Source organism: Leptolyngbya sp. FACHB-60 (genome assembly GCF_014695775.1).
In the GTDB taxonomy this organism is placed as follows: domain Bacteria; phylum Cyanobacteriota; class Cyanobacteriia; order Phormidesmidales; family Phormidesmidaceae; genus Nodosilinea.
In genome coordinates this window covers 166,293-183,639 of the sequence record NZ_JACJOX010000049.1, presented here as the reverse complement: position 1 = coordinate 183,639, position 17,347 = coordinate 166,293, and the positions used below count along the sequence as shown (strand labels likewise).

The following is a 17,347-nucleotide window of genomic DNA, read 5'->3' as shown; positions in this document are numbered from 1 at the left end:
GCCTGAACGAGCGCGGCAATTGTCCAAGTTACCGATACTGAAACCGGTAAAGCGATCAAGGGCGATCGCACCGTAATTCTTGATAGGATCGCACGGTTGACGCAGAGGAGCGTTGGCGCAGCCTCTTCAAAGGAGAATCGCCCCCAGTGCCAGAACCCATCACCATCACCGTTAAACTGTTTGCTATTTATCAGGAAGCCTACGGCAAGCCAGAGATACAGTGGCAGTTTTCAGAGGGGGCCACGGTGGGGGCGGTGCGCGATCGCGCCCTGACCGAGCATCCCAAGCTGGAGGCTTGGCGCGATCGCACCCGCCTGGGCCTCAACCTTCAGTTTGTAGCTGACAATACCCCCTTACACGACGGCGACGAGGTGGTGCTGATTCCTCCCGTGAGTGGCGGCTAGATATAGTGCAGGCGAACTAGCGAAACCTTACCGCTTTGCCAAGAAAACTTCAAATAACGTTAGAGTTGCCACATTCGAGGCAGGGTGAGCGATCCCCATTTTTTTGTTTTTTAGGGGATCGCAAAAGTTCTAGAAATGTTCATCGCACCCCAGATATTTCCATACCTATAGCGTAGAGTTGATCTTGTTAACTCCATATCTAGCGTTTGTGTAGGAGCGCCCGCTATGGACTGGTTTTCTCGCCGCCATGCCGTTGTCTTAGCCCGCAGCAGCCCCGGTCGACTCGCTTATCTCGAAAAAACAGGAATTATTGTACCCCAGCGGTCTGGGGGTTCTTCCCGACTGGAGGTGTTCTACTCCTGGGAGCAGATTCTTGAAATTCGCGCTATCAGTCGGCTGCGCCAGCACCTGTCGTTTCAGACTATCCGCAAAATTTTACAGTACTTTGACGACCACGGCGTCAGCCGCACCCTACGTGACAAGCACCTGGTCATCAACCGCCACGGGGTCAGTTGGGTACAGCCCAGTACAACTATCTCCCCCCAGGTGATTCATTTGGTTAGCCATGGGTGCAGCTGCATAGGTCAGTTTGTGCTGGCCCTCGTCGAGGCGGACGCGCCAGATTTCGGATTTTCTAGTGTTACGGCGACATCTACCGCTCCTAAAGTGGTAGATCTTGAGCACTTTAGGCAAAAGGTGCGCCTCAGCTAGCACCGATTGAGGGCTGAGAAACCACTTCTTTGCGACCCATGGGTACGTCAGGGAAGTCATCCTATTGACTGGTCAAGCTATAGAAAAGCCTGAACTGACTAGGGGTATGCGATCGCGCCCTTACCGATGGGTTACCGCTGCGGTTGGCCTATTGTTTATTGCTCTAGCTGCCGCCATCCTGTTCACCACCGACAGCTATCACAACCTGGAAGCCGCGCTAACCGCGTTCATCGTCGGAGGTCTCGGTGGCGACGCTCTAGTGAGCCCCACTCGCAACCGCCGACCGCTCCTGTCGTGCATTGGCCATCTACCTTGAGACATTCAGGCCAATTTAGATTGATGACTCTAGGCTAATGAATGAAAAAGCCGCTGGATCGTTTGATCCAGCGGCTTTGGGTTAGCTGACCATTTCGCCGGTCTCTTGCAGCACGTGCAGGCGGTGGTAAATGCCACCGTGGGCCAGCAACTCCTCGTGGTTGCCCACTTCGGTAATGCGGCCCTCCTCTAGCACCACGATCTTGTCAGCCTCCCGCACGGTGCTCAGGCGGTGGGCAATGATGATCGTGGTGCGCGTACCCAGAATCGATCGCATCGCCAGCTGAATCGATCGCTCCGACTCATAGTCGAGGCTAGAGGTGGCTTCGTCAAACACCAGCACGTCGGGGTTGACCAGTAGGGCACGGGCAATGCCCAACCGCTGCCGCTGCCCACCCGAGAGCCGCACGCCCCGCTCGCCCACCACGGTGTAGTATCCCTTAGGCAAACGGTAAATGAACTCGTCAACCCGAGCGATGCGGCAGGCTTCGTTCACCTGTTCCATCGTGGCGGTGGGGTTGCCGTACCGGAGGTTGTCGAGCAGGGTGCCGTTAAACACATCCACTTCCTGGTGCACGATCGCCAGCCGCTTCCGATACCCCGTCACATCCAGCTGGCGAATGTCTCCCCCGTCGATCAGAATGCGGCCACTGTGGGGGTCAAAGTAGCGAAACAGCAGCTTCACCAAAGTCGATTTACCCGAACCCGATCGCCCCACCAGGGCCACCGTTTGGTAGGGCTCGATTAGCAGATCGATGGCTTGCAGCACCGGCCTCTCGGCGTCGTAGCCAAAGCTCACCTGGTCAAAATGCACCTTGCCGGTGAACTGGTAGGTGGGCAGGCTCTCAGGGGCATCGGTCAGATTCACCGCGTCGGTGCCTAGAGGCTCTTCCATAAACTCGTGGAAGTGCAGCATTGAGGCGTAGCGGCGGGCAAAGACTTCGCCCATGTCGCTAATCGGCTCTAGCTCCGAGTAGGCCATGCTCGAAACCGTCAGGGTGGTGACAAAGTGTCCCAGCGAGATGTGACCCTGTAGAGTAGCCAGTAGGGTCATCACCAGCAGCCCAAACACACAGCTCTGAATGATTAGATCCTGCCAAGTGCCCAGAATGACGTAGCCCCTGTGAATGACGCGAATCACCACAGCAAACTCGCGCTGCAAGCGCTGGCTCTGCCGCCGCAGTTCGTCACTCTCCGCCGCAAAGGCCTTCACCGTTTTGATGTTGGTGATGATCTCCGAGGTGCGGCTTTCAGTGTTCTCCATATAAGTGTCGAGGGCCTGCTCCTTTTTGTTCAGGCGAATCAAATCCTTCAGGCTGAAGCTGAGAATACAAATGAAGGACACTAAAAAAATCAGTGCGATGCGCCAGTCAATCCACCAGATGATGATAAAAATGCCGGCAATGCGCACCAACTTAGGAATTAGCTGCCCGGCGATGTCGGGGTAGGTCCAGGTGTGGTTAGACAGACCCCGCGCTACCCGACCCGAAATGCGGCCGGGGTTGTGCAGATCGTAGAAACCTAGGGGCAGGGTCAGCAGCTTGCGAATCACCGAGTGGGTATGGTCGCGCCGGGTGCGCAGGGCAATATCCCAGTGGAACCAGTCGGCCAGCCAGGGCTGAATCGGGGCGCGTACTACGGTGACCAAAAAGATAATGGCCAGAAAGAGGGCGATCGCCAACCCCGGCCCCACTGGATAACCCACCGTAGCCGCCACTCGATCGACCATCCCCTGACTAAGTGGGTCAATGGGCTGGTCTGAGAGAACGTTGAGCAGCTGGCCGATGCTGTAGGGCACCGCCAAATCCATCACCTGAAACAGGCTGCTGGCGGTAATACTCCAGATCGCGGCCCAGCGGTAGCGACTGTAGTATCGAAGAACATGCTGAAAGGAGGCCATGACGGTAACCGTGCTGCGATCGAGTACTTTGTAGTATAAATACTACAACACAGGTTCTTGGATTCCGCAAGGGGTTTTGTCAGGGAAGCCGTGCGGTTAGCCGAGTTGCCGTATGGGTTCAACGCTGCCCGAAGGAATACCTTCCTGAAAATGTCGGTGTCGTTCCGCTAGCGCAATAGGCGACATGTCTGATTCAAAAAAACTCGGTTTTTTTGAATCAGACATGTCGTTTTGAGGTTCATCTACCAATGCCTACACTTACCAAATCAAAATAGCTATGTAGCATTTTTATACCGAACGATCGCTCAAATTCGACAATCGCCGCAGTGAAAATCGTCGGGAAACAGCTGACGCAGGCCACGAGCAATCTCTACGGCACGGGCAAAATGATCGAGCAGGCCAAATTGGTTGACATCCTCCGGCCCAAAAATTGACGGCAATGCCCCACCGTTCAGCAGCAGACTACTTGCTGGCTAACCTATAAGCGTTCTGCCTAAAACCAGCCAGGTTATCCAAGCCAGGTAGTGAATTACAACGATCGCCCAAAACTCAGTTTGGTAAGACTGTTTCTGGCTCTTGTGGCGCAATACTTGCTGAGCCACAAACCCGCCAGGCCAACCGCCAATCAACTCATAGAAATGCAGGGTTTGTTCAGAGGTTCGCCACCCTTTCTGCTTAGCCCGCTTCTTGTCGTTGGCATACACAAAATAAGTAACGACACTCATCACAGGGTAAAGCACCAACGGCAGTGGGTTACCCGTCAGCCAGGTAAAATGAGCTGCACCCGCCAAAGGAAAAGCCAACAGCAGCAATAGCTCAGCAGTTGGCATTCGGGAGTACGACTTTTTGTCAATGCGGTTGCCCCTTGAAGCCTCTAGTGAAGACTCCGATCGCTGCCTGGCACCAGCAATAAAAGCTCCAACGGCGCGGGTTTTGCCGTCTGGGTTAACCAGGCAATAGTAGTAAATCGTGTCATTCTCCCGAGGGCGACGGGTTGCGTTCTTCAGCTCAGACACGTGGAGAAAAACATCTTTACCTCCGTCAGCCGGTTGAATAAAGCCAAACCCACGATCGTCATTCCATTTTGTGAGTTTGCCGCTGCGAAGGTCAGATTTCATAGGTGAATTCTAACTTCAGTGCCGTTCCTTCGGCTACACCGGGCGACGTTGCACTAGGGCTGCGATCGCCTCCACCAGCTGGGCCGACTCCATCGGTTTTGGCAAATGCTTTTGAAAACCAGCGGCTAACACTTTTTGCTGATCGACGGCGCTGGCGTAGGAGGTCAGGGCAATGGCAGGAATAGGCTGATTGGCAGTCACCGCTCGAATTTGCTCCATGAGCATGTAGCCGTCCATGCCGGGCATGCCAATATCGCTGACTAAAATGTCGGGTTTCATCTGGGAGAGGGCCTTAATTGCAGCGGCGGCTGAGGAAAACGCCGTTACCCTAGCCCCAAATTGCTGAAGCGTCGTGATGATTAGATCGCGGCTGTCGGCATCATCCTCAATAATCAAAACGTGAATATTTTGTAAGTTGCCCTGAATCTCAAGGGGGATTACATCTGCTGGAGTTTCTGCCGCATCAAACATGATCGGCAACCGCACCGTAAAGGTGGCTCCCTGATTTTCGCCGGGGCTTTCGGCGTCAATAGTGCCGTGGTGCAGCTCAACAATCTGGTGGGCGATCGCCAACCCGGACCAGCAATTATGGCCTGATCCTCCGCAAATGTGCGCGCCATCCAGAGGTCGGGGGTAATCTCGGCCAGGGTGTAGCCGGTCAACGCCTCACAGCCCACGGAACGATAGTCAAGGATGTAGGTGCGATCGGCAAAAAAGCGGCAGCGGGCGATCGAGGCTGGGGCGGTGTTGAGCAGGCTATGGAGCTCTTCTTGGGAGGTTTGCAGAGCCTGCTCTAGGTTTTTGCGCTCTGTGATGTCAACCCGCAGCAGTGACACGCCATTGTTCAAGGGATACACCCGATTTTCAAGCCAACGCCCCTCAGTGGCAGAAAACAGCTCAAAACTGGTAACGGTTTGAGCCTCAACGGCCCGGTGTAACTGCTCATAAAAGGGAGTGGCGATCGCTTCCGGAAACACTGCCCAAATCGACTGCCCCAGCAAATCTTGGCGAGATCTTTGCAGAGCGCCTACAGCGCGATCGTTCACGTAGGTAAAGCACCAGTTTGAGTCCAACATCATGAGCTCATCGCTAATGCTAGTTATGAGATTTTCCAAATTTTCGGCAGCCGCTTGAGCTGCATTTCGCAAAGCTCGCTCGCGCCGCTCTCCCAAAATTTTTTGAGTGGTCTCATTGACGGCAATAAAAATACCACCCACCTGGCCCGGCTCATCCCAAATTGGCGTGTAGGAAAACGTGAAATACCCCTCTTCAGCTTGGCCGTTGCGGTTGAGAATCATGAGCTGATCCTCAGACCAGGTGGCCTCTCCCGTCGCCCTAACCTGCGCCAGAAGCACCCCCGAGAAATCCCATACTTCCTGCCAACATTCCTCCGCTCGTTGGCCGATACCAGCAGGATGCTTGTTCCCCGCGATGGGAATATAGGCATCGTTGTAAAATTGAATATAGTCTGGCCCCCATAAAATCTGCATGGGAAACCGAGACGAAAGCAGAATTTGCAGCGCAATGCGCAAGCTTTGCGGCCAAGCTTCCATTGGTCCTAAAGACGTATCTGACCAATTAAGGGCGCGAATTAGAGATCCTGTCTCTCCTCCGTTGCTTAAAAAGGCCGGCCCACTAGATAATGCCATTCTTTACTGCACACGCCTAATCAGCAAACTAATCATATTGGGAACCAAATGCTGCACCCTGTTAAGCGGTGATTCAGCCCTAAACCCATGGGCAAAACACTCCTTCACCAAACATTAGATAAAGCCCATTACCATCGTCTCACTAGGTTTACAAGGCTAATACAGGGCTTAATTACACCGCCTAAATTTTAAGAATTGCTCTTTAGATCACTGACCGGGGAAAAACGACCCAAAGGTAAGGTGTGACAGGGCGATTGGCCCAGCTCTATCCTAGAGCTTTAACCCCAGGTAATAAAACCTTTCACAAATTGTTAAGCCTAGGTCTTAACCTCTACTCAAAGTATTTATTTATACAACGTTTTCTCTGGGTAACTAGCCATTTTCTAAGGCTCATGGCCATTGCGTAGTTGTTCAACTAGGCGATAGCCATCGTCGCTAAGCGGGAAAATTTAAGTATCAGTAAGCTATCGCAGTACTGTAGGTTCAATCGCTCAGCCTGCCTAGGCAAAATGCCTCTCCACTGCTTTGACATCAATGGCGGCACCACCCCAGCCCAAGGGCACCTATGTGAAATAGAAAGTGCCAGCCCAGAGCATCACCCCTCGCGGACAGCGCTGATTAACTCGCTGACATCCACACGCTGATCGTCTGCCTCTGCGTTCTTGCCCAGTCCTGCGCTGTTAAGCCCGCTGTCTTTGAGCAACAGCGCCCTGGCAATGCCGCCATAGATTACGCTAAACCCAACCATCCACGACTCCGAGAAAGACCTAGATGCCCTCTGGCCCCATTCGCCTCTTGCTAGTAGAAGACTCACCCGTTGCCTTAGTCCTGTTGCAGCGCATTTTGCGGGAGGCACCCGATATGGAGGTTGTGGGGGTGGCCCGCAACGGCCAAGAGGCCCTAGACATGATGGCAACGGTGAAGCCATCTCTGATCTGCACCGATTTGCACATGCCCAAAATGAATGGGCTAGAGCTCACCGAAGAGGTTATGGCCCGCTGCCCCTGCCCTATTTTGGTGATCAGCGCTTCGGTACAAAAAGAAGATACCCAAACCGTCTTTCGCATTTTAGAAGCAGGGGCGCTGGACATCTTTCCTAAGCCCCGCACCGGCCTAGCCTCAGAGTATGAGAAAACCAAGGCTGAGCTGCTGGCAAAAATTCGAGTCTTGGCGGGGGTGTCGGTGTTCACTCACCGACGGCGCAGCCCAGTTCCCATGGCCCCGCCAGTACCCACCCTGTCCACCGCTTCGTCAGATAGACGCCCCCGACTGGTGGCCCTGGGTGCATCCACAGGCGGCCCCCAGGCTCTGCTGGCGGTTATGCAGCAGCTGCCCAAGACCTTTCCGGCGCCGATTGTGTGCGTACAGCACATCAGCAATGGGTTTTTGCAGGGGTTAGTCGACTGGCTCGACAGCAGCTGTGCCCTACGGGTCACCATCGCCACACCGGGCACTGTGCCCCAGCCCGGTGTGGTCTACTTTCCCTCAGAGCGCCATCACTTAGAAATCGACGCGGGGGGGCGCATTCAACTTTCTCAGGGTGAGCCGGTGGCCGGACACTGCCCCTCGGTAACGGTGATGTTTCGGTCGGTAGCCGCCTACTACCGCCGGTCAGCTGTGGGCGTGCTGCTCACGGGCATGGGCCGAGACGGGGCCGACGGACTCCAGACCCTGTCTCAGGCGGGGGGGATCACCATTGCCCAAGACGAGGCAAGTTGTGTGGTCTTTGGCATGCCCAAGGAGGCGATCGCCCTAGGGGCTGCCCAGCAGGTGCTACCCCTAAGCGCGATCGCCCCATTTTTGCTCAGCCAGGTCTTTGTGAATGGCTCAGCTAATCCCTAGAAGTATTGCTTGATACTTTATTACCGTTTTTTTAGCCGTTAACGACTGAGGAAATTACCCAACTATATGAACAAGCGTTAACCAGCACTCTCTCTGGGGCAAATTGGGACTGGGGTAGGCCGCTGTGCACGGTTATAGGCTAGCTACAGAGCTCGTCATAGATCTACTGCTCGGCCCAAGGGCTGAGGCATTTTTTGGTTTGGCAAAAATTTACCTAGCGGCCCTTGGCTGTATTGAGTTTAGTCACCAACGCATTACCCCCTTAGTTAACGCCTCTTTCAGCATCGTCACCTGGCGCAAGGTCCTTTAGTCAAGCGGCCTCCATGCGTAACTTCGGGAGCACCTATCTATGGCAAATGCGGAACATTTAGACATTCTCAATAAAGGGGTAGAAAGCTGGAATGCTTGGCGACTCAACAATCCCGGTGTTAGGCCAGACTTTCAGGGGGCAGATTTAGGCAAATTGCACCTGCCTGGCATCGACTTCCGCCACGCCAATTTTTACGAAGCCAACCTAAGAGAAAGTGTATTCACTCGGGCCAACTTTGAGTCGTCAACCCTCTACCGCTGTGATCTGTGCATGGCTGATTTGAGGCGGGCGAACCTCAGCATGGTCGACTTTTATAAAACCAACCTTTACACCGCCAATCTGAGTCACGCCAATCTGCGCCACTCACACTTTTACAAAGCAGATATGCAAGAGACGCTGCTCAACGATGCCGATCTGGGCGAGTCTAACTTCTACGAAGTCGATATGCGAGAGGCCATTCTGCAATCGGCCAACTTGGTCAGAACCACTTTTTATTACTCCAATCTGTGCAACGCTAACCTGTGTCAAGCCAATTTGAACTGCGCCAGCATGATGGGAGCCAATATGGCTAAAGCCAACCTCAGGCGGGCCAGTTGCGTAGGCACGAATCTGTTTAGAGCGGTGCTTAGCGGTGCCGACCTAACCGAAGCCGATCTGCGCGAAGCGGTGCTGCGGCTAGCCGATCTGAGCAACGCCTCGTTAGAAAATGCCAACCTGTTTCGAGCCAACCTCTCTGAGGCTTGCCTCGACTATGCTCAGTTGGCGGGGGCCAACTTCAAAAAGACCAACCTATGGCGCGTCAACCTGGGTCAGCTAATTTTGACCCACCCCGGCCATGACAGAGATGCCATCACCATTGACTCTAGCGCCCTCAACTAGCATGGACGATCTGATCCTAAAGCGCATTAGCGATCTCATCGCCGACCATTCTGGTCTATATGTTCGTCCCCAAGATTTTCAGCTTTTGTCAGACAAGGTTTGGCTGCGGGCCAAAGCGTTGGGGTTAACGACCTTAGCTGACTACCATGACTACCTCAAGGCCTTAGACTACAGTTCTCGCGGCCTAGATAGCTTCAAAGCTCGACCTAGCCTGCCCCAGCAGCAGTCTGAGTGGCAAGAGCTGTACTCTATCTTGACTATCAATGAGAGCTATTTCTTTCGAGACAGCAACCAGCTCAGGCTACTGAGCGATCGCCTCCTTCCCGAAATCATGCAGCGCAAGCAGGCCGCGGCCCCCTTGGGCTCCAAACCCAGCCTGCGCATTTGGAGTGCCGGCTGCTCCACTGGGGAAGAGCTATACTCAATCGCGATCGCCCTCGACCAGCTCAACTTTGCGTGGCACCAGTGGGATGTGCAGCTGATTGGCACCGACATCAGCGCCGCCGCTGTCCATAGCGCTCGTCAGGGGCTTTACAGCAGCTGGTCCTTTCGGCAAACACCCGCAGCTCTACAGCAAACCTATTTTCAGGTCGATCGCCAGGCCTATAGGATCTGCGATCGCCTTCAGCAGCATGTGGTTTTTGAGGTCGGCAATCTGCTCAAAGACCCTTGTCCTAATTTCGGGCAAGGGCCAGGCGGCCTAGACCTAATCTTGTGTCGCAACGTATTTATTTATCTCGATCGCCAGGCAATTGGTCAAATTATTCGAAAATTTCACGGCGCTCTCATTCCCCAGGGCTACTTGCTCACTGGCCACACCGAGCTTTATGGCCAAAACACCAGCCCGTTTGAGGTCACTAGCTTCCCCGAAACCGTGGTCTATCAAAAACCACCCCAGACCGTTCTACCTCTTCCCACGGCATCGCTCCCAGCCGCTCAATGGCAAAGCACAGCCAGCCCACAGCCCCTTCGGCTTGCCCCTAAAGCCGCATCCCCCAGTGTTGATGCTAGTCTTGATGACAGCTTGACAGCAGCCCTGCAAGCGGCAACCACATTTCTCCAACAAAACGATTACACCAGCGCCATTCGCACCGCCAAACAGCTCTATCTTACCCATCCAGATTGCACCGCCGCGCACCAGATTGCCGCTCGGGCCTACGCCAACACTGGCTGCTACAGCCAGGCCAAACAACTCTGCCAGCGGGTGATCCGTGACCATCCCCTCAGCCTCGACATGCACTATCTGCTGGCCCAAATTGCTGAAGATGAAAATGATTTAGAAATTGCTAAAGAGCATCTGCGTAAAATTATTTATCTAGACCCTGACTTCGTTAAAGCCTATCTCGATCTAGCTAGCATTTACGCGCGCGCCAGGCAGCCTGAAAAAGCTAAAACAACCCGTGAGCATGCTCTCACTCTATTGGCAAAGCTGCCCCCCAGCACCGTATTAGATGACCATAGCGATGCCACCGTTGCCCAATGGCAGGCGCATCTCAAGCAGCAGATCGCAGGCGGCGATCGCCAGTCACCTCAAGAGTGATCTCGTCTCCATCACAGAGCAAAATCACGGTTTTTGTAAGATGGCTCAATAGTTGCGCCATGAGCGGCGCGCTGAAAATATAGCGATGGTTACATGCTAAAAATACCAACTCCCATTAGCGAAAACTGGCACGGCACAGCGGCGTATCGCCATCGCTGTAAGAGTATATGCAATGTCCTCATTGTTCTAGCAACGGCTGTAGCCCAGACATTTTCTCTGAATTGCGGATAACTCATTCCATGGGGGAATGCTAAGCCCGAAGCATTGATTTCTCTCTAACCCAGACTTAATCGGGTCGGCTGAAGGGATCTGCATTCTACCCTGCCGTGCTTTATCCTCTGGGCAGTAACCCGTGATGACCCCAACCTCCTACCTCTTGTTTACGCTAGACGGTGCCCACTACGGGCTAGCCGCTGAGGCCGTACAAGAAATGTTTTTGCTGCCCGCCCTGATCTCGGTACCTGAATCGGGGCCAGAAGTCGCTGGCATGCTAAATCTGCGCGGTCAGTTGCTGCCGGTCATCAACCTCAGGGTGTGCCTGGGCTATCCCCAGCAGCCCAACGCCCTCAGCCAGGCTGTCATTGTGGTGCAGGGCCGCCGTCGACAGCTTGGTCTAGTCGTAGACCAAATTCAAAACGTAGAGGCGATCGACCCTAGCAGCATCACTGCGGCCCAAGAAACCTCTTACTTTGGCTGTGGGGAGCACCCTTTAACAATGGGGTTCGCCCGCCGGGGAGACACCGTCATTATCTTGATCGACCCAGTGGCCCTGGGGCAAGGCTCCCACAGTCTGGCCCCGTCTTCTGCAGTTGCAGAGGTTCAGACCAGCCCCTTCATAGAGCAGTTTAGCCCTGCCGATCGACAGGTGCTCCAGGCTCGCGCCGCTGGGTTAACTCAGCTAATTGCCAGCGAAAACACGTCGGATCTGTCAGCCCTAGCAGTCATCGGCCTAGAAGGCGAGCGCTTTGCCCTGGGATTGGAGAGCGTGCACGAATTTACTGAAGTGCCTCAAATTACTTCCATTCCCTGCTGCCCGGCGCACATTGTGGGAAACATAAATCTGCGCGGTGAAATTTTAACCCTAATAGATGTGCGTCACTTTCTGAATTTGGCACCAGCAGCCCCTATCCAACCTAAAACAGCGGTGATTATGCGGATAGGCTCCCTAGTGGCGGGAGTTGTTATCGATGATGTTTTCGATGTGATTTATTTGCATGCTGCGGAGATAGCAGCAACGCCCACCACCGTTCACTCTAGCAACAACCCATACCTCAAAGGATTTGCTCAACACGGCGACTCTATGCTCACCCTTATAGATCTGCCAAAACTGCTGACTGCAGACGAACTCGTTGTCGATTATTCAGACTAGTTAATCATGAAAAACTCCTTAGAATTAAACTCTAAACTCAATCCGTTTGGCCTTTTTTCTTCATCCGCGCTACAGAGAGATATCGTGAACAAACGCAAGTTTTGGAAGCTACGTCACTGGATTGTATTAGGCTACGCTGTGCCAGTACTCGCGCTTATCGTATCTGCGGGCATAGCCGTGGTTAACGTGCGCCAGCTTGTCATTATCTCTGGAGAACTCAAACGTGCGTGGGAAGTTCACGAAAAGGTTGACCATCTCAACCTCAACGTTCAAATTATGTCCCGTGCTACCCGTGGCTATTTACTTCAGAAACATCCGACCTCTTTATTAGACTTTAATGCAGCTAAAACAGACTACTTGACTGTGGTTGCTGAGCTAGATGCTCAAGTCGCAAATGAAGAACAGCGGCAAAACCTATTTCGGCTTACAACTTTAATCAATCAGTTTATTACTCTCCATCAAGGCATGATCGACCTGGTCAACCAAAATCAGACCACAGCAGGCGTGCAATTTTGGCGAGAAAGCGACGGGCGCGCTCTAACTGCCGATATCGCCAGTTTGTTGACCGATATGGAAGACCTTGAAGGTGGGATTGTCGCTCGAGAAGAAGCGATTCAGGTGGCCGCCCTGCGACGGCTGCAATTTACGCTGCTGACAGCAGCCACCCTCTCATTACTGCTGTCGACTCTAATTGGCACCTTGGTGATCATCAAAGCCTCACGCATTATGAACCAGGCGGCAGGCAACATTGTTACCTCAGCCAGCGAAATCGCCACCAGTGTTGAGCAGCAGGAGCGCAGCAGCAGCCAACAGGCCGCTTCGGTGAGCGAAACCAGCACCACAATGGATGAGCTAGGGGCTTCGTCACGGCAGTCAGCAGAGCAGGCTGAAGCCGCCGCTGCCGGTGCCCAACAAGTTCTAGCCTTGGCCGAAGGTGGCACTCGCGCTGTTGAGCGTAGCCTCGATGGCATGGGCGACCTTAGAGAGAAAGTGGATGCGATCGCCGATCAAATCCTCCGTTTGAGCGCGCAAACCAATCAAATTGGCGGTATTTCTAGCTTGGTCAGCGATTTGGCCAATCAAACCAACATGCTGGCCCTCAATGCCGCCGTTGAAGCGGTGCGCGCAGGCGAGCACGGCAAGGGCTTCGCGGTCGTCTCTGGCGAAATTCGCAAGCTGGCCGATCAAAGCAAAAAATCGGCCGAGAAGATTAACGCCCTGGTAGCTGACATTCAAACCGCCATCAACTCGACGGTGATGGTCACCGACGAGGGCACCAAAACCGTCGAAGAGGGAGTCAAGATTGCTGAGGAAACCGCCGATGCATTTGCAGGGGTGGCCGAGGCGGTTAACAACGTGGTGCTCAACAGCCAGCAGATCTCTCTCAACGTGAAGCAGCAGGCGGTTGCCATTCAGCAGGTGGTGAGCGCCATGAACAGCCTCAACACCGGAGCCCAAGAAACCGCCCACGGCATTACCCAAATTAAGGTTGGCACCCATCAACTCAACGAGAGTGCCCTACAGCTCAAAGTGGCTATTTAAGCTGCTTTCCCCTCCCTGAGGATAAACGTCGAGGGCTGGGGAGAAGACATCTCCATAGGTTGTGCCTACTCACCTGCCTCTGCAACCCACGCCCCCATCGGAGAGAAGCGCTCTGCCATGATGATTGACGACACCGAACTCCGCGACATTTTTAAAACCGCCAGCGAGGAACACTTGCAGGCCCTCGACGACGGGCTGCTCCACCTTGAAAAGCACCCCGACGACTCAGCGACCCTCGAAGCCCTCATGCGGGAAGCCCATTCCCTCAAGGGCGACGGCAACATGCTCGATGTTACCGACTTGGGTAAGGTCGCTCACCAAATTGAGCACATTTTTGGGGCGATCGGCCGAGGCGAGCAAGCCCTTTGCACTGATCTGTGTGACCGCCTCGCCCATGGCGTAGCGGCCATGCGCAGGCTCGTCCACGCAGCGGTGACGGGAGAAGCCGCCGAGGTGGAGGTGTTTTATGTGCTGGCTCAGCTGATGGGAGCGGAAGCCGCCTTACCTGCTCCCGCACTGGCCCTAGATGTGGACGATGATATTTTCGATCGCGCGATCGCCCCTATAAGCACCAATGGTGTCAGCGCTAACCAAGCCGCCCCAGCTCAGTTGTTGGAGATCTGGGAGTCAAGCAGTCAAAGCGGTACGGCACCAACCAATGACTCTGTAGTCGCGCCTGGCCTCAGCGATCGCTACATTACCGACGGCGAACTGCGCGATATTTTTAAGACCGCCAGCGAAGAGCGCCTGCAAGCCCTCGACGACGGGCTGCTCCACCTTGAAAAGCATCCCGACGACTCAGCCACCCTCGAAGCCCTCATGCGCGAGGCCCATTCCCTTAAGGGCGATGGCAACATGCTCGGAGTCACCGATCTCGGCAAGGTCGCTCACCACATCGAGCACATTCTCGGCAACCTCCTGCGCGGCGAAATCACACTCTCGGCGGAGCTATGCGATCGCCTCTCCCATGGCCTAACTGCCATGAAGCAGCTAGTGCACGAAGCCACCACTGGCAAACCCACCGGCGTCAACCTGTTCTACGTTCTCGCCGAACTCATGGGCGCACCTTCCAGCCCCAAACCCGCTAGCCCTACGACTGAAGCCCTTAGTGCCCCTCCCCCAGCCTCTGAGTTACTCAATCACTCCATAGAATTATTCCTAGATTCCCCTGCCCCCATCCCATCCCCTGTCCCCATCCCCTCTCCTACCCCACCCGCGCCCCCTACTCCTGCACCCCCTCACTCAACCACCCCCTTACCCACCCACAATTCCTCAGACCCCGACCTCACCAGCACCACCAACTACCGCATCGAAACCATCCGCGTCCCTACCCAGAGCCTCGACGCTTTGATGACCCAGAGCGGTGAGCTCACTGTTACCAAAATTCGCGTCGCCCACCGGTTAGCTGAGATCGACGCCATCAATGACCTGTGGGAAGAGTGGAGTCGCGATTTTTTGATGAGTCGCTTCTTGCTTCACGATGCCCAGCAGGGCAAGCCCGTCTGGCAACAGCTCGACAGCTTTCAAAATCGTACCGAGCAGCACCTAGAGCGGTTTGGGATTCTAGTGCGCCAGCTCAGTAGCGCCCTCCACGCCGACACCACTCGCCTAGAGACCATCACCGACAGCCTGGAAGAGGGCATTCGAACCCTGCGCCTGCTGCCGCTGTCTACTCTCTTTAACTTGTTTCCCCGACTGGTGCGCGATTTGGCCCGCCAGGAAGGCAAAGAAGTGCAGTTGCTAATTGAAGGGGGTGACACTCGCGCCGACAAGCGCATTCTTGAAGAGATGAAAGACCCGCTGCTGCATATGATTCACAACGCCATTGACCATGGCGTTGAATCTCCCGCAGAGCGCCGGAGGCAGGGCAAATCTGAAATTGCAACCATAACCCTACGCGGTTATCGCACATCGGCTGGCATCAGCATTGAAGTGAGCGACGATGGCCGTGGGCTCGACGTAGAGCCGATCAAACAAGCGGCCGTGCGCCGGGGGTTGCATCGCCCAGAAGAATTAGAGCTACTGACTGCCGCACAAATTCAAGGGCTAATTCTCAGTCCTGGGTTTTCGAGCCGCACGCTAGTAACCGAGATTTCCGGTCGCGGAGTCGGGCTGGATGTACTCCGCACCAACGTCGATCGCCTCAGGGGCAGTATCGACGTCCAGTCGATACCGGGCGAGGGCTGCACCCTTCGCATTCAGCTGGGCACGACCCTGGCCACTGCCCACGTCCTGCTAGTGGCGGCAGGAGGTCAAACCTTTGCCCTGCCCGCGGAGTTTGTAGAGACGGCCTGCCTAGTGCAGGCCAACGAGATCTTTACTTTGGAGGGCCACAACGCAATCAGGCACAACGATCGCCCGCTCTCAGTGGTGTGGCTGTCCGATCTACTGGGGCTGCCGAGGGTTGAGCCTAAGCAGCGCGGGCGGTGGCAAACCTCCGACCAAGGAGGACGACCGCAGCAGCGGCATGCCTGCATGATTTTGCAGTCTGGCCCAGATCGCCTGGGCATTTTTGTCGAAGCACTGCTGGACGAGCAGGAGGTGGTGCTCAAACCCCAAAGCCAGCTGCTCAAGCGGGTGCGGTATATCTCTGGGGCCACTATTTTAGGCACTGGTGATGTTTGCATGGTGCTCAACCCCCAAGATTTGATCGCGGCAGTACGCCATCGAGGCAGTTCCCTAGCGCGGCCGGAGGTTAGCCCGGCCGACACTGCGGCCCCGCCTGAAGCTCGTCCTCGGTGCATTCTGCTCGTGGAAGACTCGATCGCGACCCGCACCCAGGAAAAACGCATTCTAGAATCGGCAGGCTACGAAGTGGTAACCGCAGTGGATGGCTTAGACGGCTTTAATAAGCTGCAGACAAGACATTTTGACGCCGTCGTATCTGATGTGCAAATGCCGAATTTAGATGGCCTGGGCCTCACCCAGCGCATTCGGCAGCAGCGCGAATACAGCGAACTCCCCGTAGTGCTGGTGACCACCCTGGCCAGTGAAGACGATCGCCGCAGAGGGGCTGAGGCTGGAGCCAACGCCTACATCACCAAGGGCGGCTTTACCCAGGATGTGCTGTTTGAAGCTCTCAACCGATTGATTTAGCAGCCTTCAAATTACCTCGATAGAGCTGGCTGGCCCTCTCAAAGTAGTCAAAGGATCTAAAACAAAAGACCGGAAAATCTAGTTTTTCCAGTCTCTATTTGGACCGCAAAGGTTCTCAAAATTTGAGTTGGGGAAAAGGCCCAAACACGTCTTCGCAGCAGTTCAGCGAATTAAGATACTGAGGTTAATTTGCGGCTAAGCTGTTGGGCAGCAACCTACCCATGACGGCTTTGAGCCGCTCAGGTTCGCAGGGTTTGGTCAAATAGCCGGAAGCCCCCGCCATGCGGGCTTCTTGACGGTCGGCCTCGGTATCGCGAGACGTGACCATGACAATTGGTAGGTTCTTGAACCGGGGCAGACTGCGCACCGTGCGACAGAGTTCAAATCCATCGATGCCGGGCATTGAGATATCGAGCAGCAGGGCTTCGATCACCTCTTGAGAAATTACAGTCAGCGCATCCACCGCATTGTCAGCCAGCAGCACCCGGTAGCTGTTGTCCAACGCCCGCTTAATCATTTGCTGGCTAATTAAGCTGTCATCCACCGATAGGACGGTTTGTTTGGTGACGGCGCAGGTGGACATATGCGAACAACCTCTCGAAATTATGTGGGCGCTTGCTATAGTTATGCCCAAAAATTAATCTTTTTCATAACGTACTTATACGCAATGGC

At 54.7% G+C, this 17,347-nt stretch carries 16 protein-coding genes; 9 read left to right on the top strand and 7 right to left on the bottom strand.

Annotation, left to right across the window (positions count from 1 at the left end; genetic code table 11):
* Positions 1–146 precede the first annotated feature (146 nt).
* From H6F57_RS18650 to H6F57_RS18640, 3 genes are all read left to right on the top strand, one after another.
* Positions 147–404, top strand: coding sequence for a MoaD/ThiS family protein (locus H6F57_RS18650; protein ID WP_190626233.1), 258 nt, complete (start codon positions 147–149; stop codon positions 402–404).
* A gap of 225 nt (positions 405–629) precedes the next feature.
* Positions 630–1,115 carry a MerR family transcriptional regulator gene (locus H6F57_RS18645; RefSeq protein ID WP_190626232.1) on the top strand — a complete coding sequence of 162 codons (486 nt, stop codon included), beginning with the start codon at positions 630–632 and terminating at the stop codon, positions 1,113–1,115.
* A gap of 64 nt (positions 1,116–1,179) precedes the next feature.
* The gene (locus H6F57_RS18640) at positions 1,180–1,431 is read left to right on the top strand and encodes a hypothetical protein (protein WP_190795024.1); all 252 of its coding nucleotides are present in this window, start codon (positions 1,180–1,182) and stop codon (positions 1,429–1,431) included.
* 81 nt (positions 1,432–1,512) lie between these two features.
* Here H6F57_RS18640 and H6F57_RS18635 read toward each other — a convergent pair whose 3' ends face one another.
* The 6 genes from H6F57_RS18635 to H6F57_RS18615 form a co-directional block, all read right to left on the bottom strand.
* On the bottom strand, positions 1,513–3,330 hold the full coding sequence (locus H6F57_RS18635) for an ABC transporter ATP-binding protein (protein WP_190626230.1): 1,818 nt from the start codon (positions 3,328–3,330) through the stop codon (positions 1,513–1,515).
* Between the two features lie 305 nt (positions 3,331–3,635).
* A complete protein-coding gene (locus H6F57_RS28085) occupies positions 3,636–3,770 on the bottom strand; it encodes a hypothetical protein (RefSeq protein ID WP_277873718.1) in 135 nt (44 codons plus the stop codon).
* Between the two features lie 33 nt (positions 3,771–3,803).
* On the bottom strand, positions 3,804–4,448 hold the full coding sequence (locus H6F57_RS28410) for a cold shock and DUF1294 domain-containing protein (protein WP_190626229.1): 645 nt from the start codon (positions 4,446–4,448) through the stop codon (positions 3,804–3,806).
* Positions 4,449–4,481: 33 nt separating this feature from the next.
* A complete protein-coding gene (locus H6F57_RS18625; protein ID WP_190626228.1) occupies positions 4,482–4,919 on the bottom strand; it encodes a response regulator in 438 nt (145 codons plus the stop codon).
* Positions 4,886–6,001, bottom strand: coding sequence for a PAS domain-containing protein (locus H6F57_RS18620; RefSeq protein ID WP_190626227.1), 1,116 nt, complete (start codon positions 5,999–6,001; stop codon positions 4,886–4,888). The genes H6F57_RS18625 and H6F57_RS18620 overlap by 34 nt, the downstream gene beginning before the upstream one ends.
* A 691-nt stretch (positions 6,002–6,692) precedes the next feature.
* Positions 6,693–6,845 (bottom strand): hypothetical protein, encoded by a 153-nt coding sequence (locus H6F57_RS18615; RefSeq protein ID WP_190626226.1) that lies wholly within the window; start codon positions 6,843–6,845, stop codon positions 6,693–6,695.
* Between the two features lie 23 nt (positions 6,846–6,868).
* Between H6F57_RS18615 and cheB the strand changes: the two genes are divergently transcribed.
* The 6 genes from cheB to H6F57_RS18585 all read left to right on the top strand — a co-directional run bounded on the left by cheB (position 6,869) and on the right by H6F57_RS18585 (position 16,675).
* Positions 6,869–7,939 (top strand): chemotaxis-specific protein-glutamate methyltransferase CheB, encoded by a 1,071-nt coding sequence (gene cheB, locus H6F57_RS18610; RefSeq protein WP_190626225.1) that lies wholly within the window; start codon positions 6,869–6,871, stop codon positions 7,937–7,939.
* Positions 7,940–8,288: 349 nt separating this feature from the next.
* Positions 8,289–9,128 carry a pentapeptide repeat-containing protein gene (locus tag H6F57_RS18605; RefSeq protein ID WP_190626224.1) on the top strand — a complete coding sequence of 280 codons (840 nt, stop codon included), beginning with the start codon at positions 8,289–8,291 and terminating at the stop codon, positions 9,126–9,128.
* A 1-nt stretch (position 9,129) separates the two neighbouring features.
* On the top strand, positions 9,130–10,668 hold the full coding sequence (locus H6F57_RS18600) for a protein-glutamate O-methyltransferase CheR (RefSeq protein WP_190626223.1): 1,539 nt from the start codon (positions 9,130–9,132) through the stop codon (positions 10,666–10,668).
* Positions 10,669–11,023: 355 nt separating this feature from the next.
* On the top strand, positions 11,024–12,037 hold the full coding sequence (locus H6F57_RS18595; RefSeq protein ID WP_190626222.1) for a chemotaxis protein CheW: 1,014 nt from the start codon (positions 11,024–11,026) through the stop codon (positions 12,035–12,037).
* A 138-nt stretch (positions 12,038–12,175) separates the two neighbouring features.
* The gene (locus H6F57_RS18590) at positions 12,176–13,579 is read left to right on the top strand and encodes a methyl-accepting chemotaxis protein (RefSeq protein ID WP_313933580.1); all 1,404 of its coding nucleotides are present in this window, start codon (positions 12,176–12,178) and stop codon (positions 13,577–13,579) included.
* Positions 13,580–13,696: 117 nt separating this feature from the next.
* Positions 13,697–16,675, top strand: coding sequence for a hybrid sensor histidine kinase/response regulator (locus H6F57_RS18585; protein WP_190626220.1), 2,979 nt, complete (start codon positions 13,697–13,699; stop codon positions 16,673–16,675).
* Positions 16,676–16,859: 184 nt separating this feature from the next.
* Here H6F57_RS18585 and H6F57_RS18580 read toward each other — a convergent pair whose 3' ends face one another.
* Positions 16,860–17,258 (bottom strand): response regulator, encoded by a 399-nt coding sequence (locus tag H6F57_RS18580; protein ID WP_190626219.1) that lies wholly within the window; start codon positions 17,256–17,258, stop codon positions 16,860–16,862.
* Positions 17,259–17,347 lie beyond the last annotated feature (89 nt).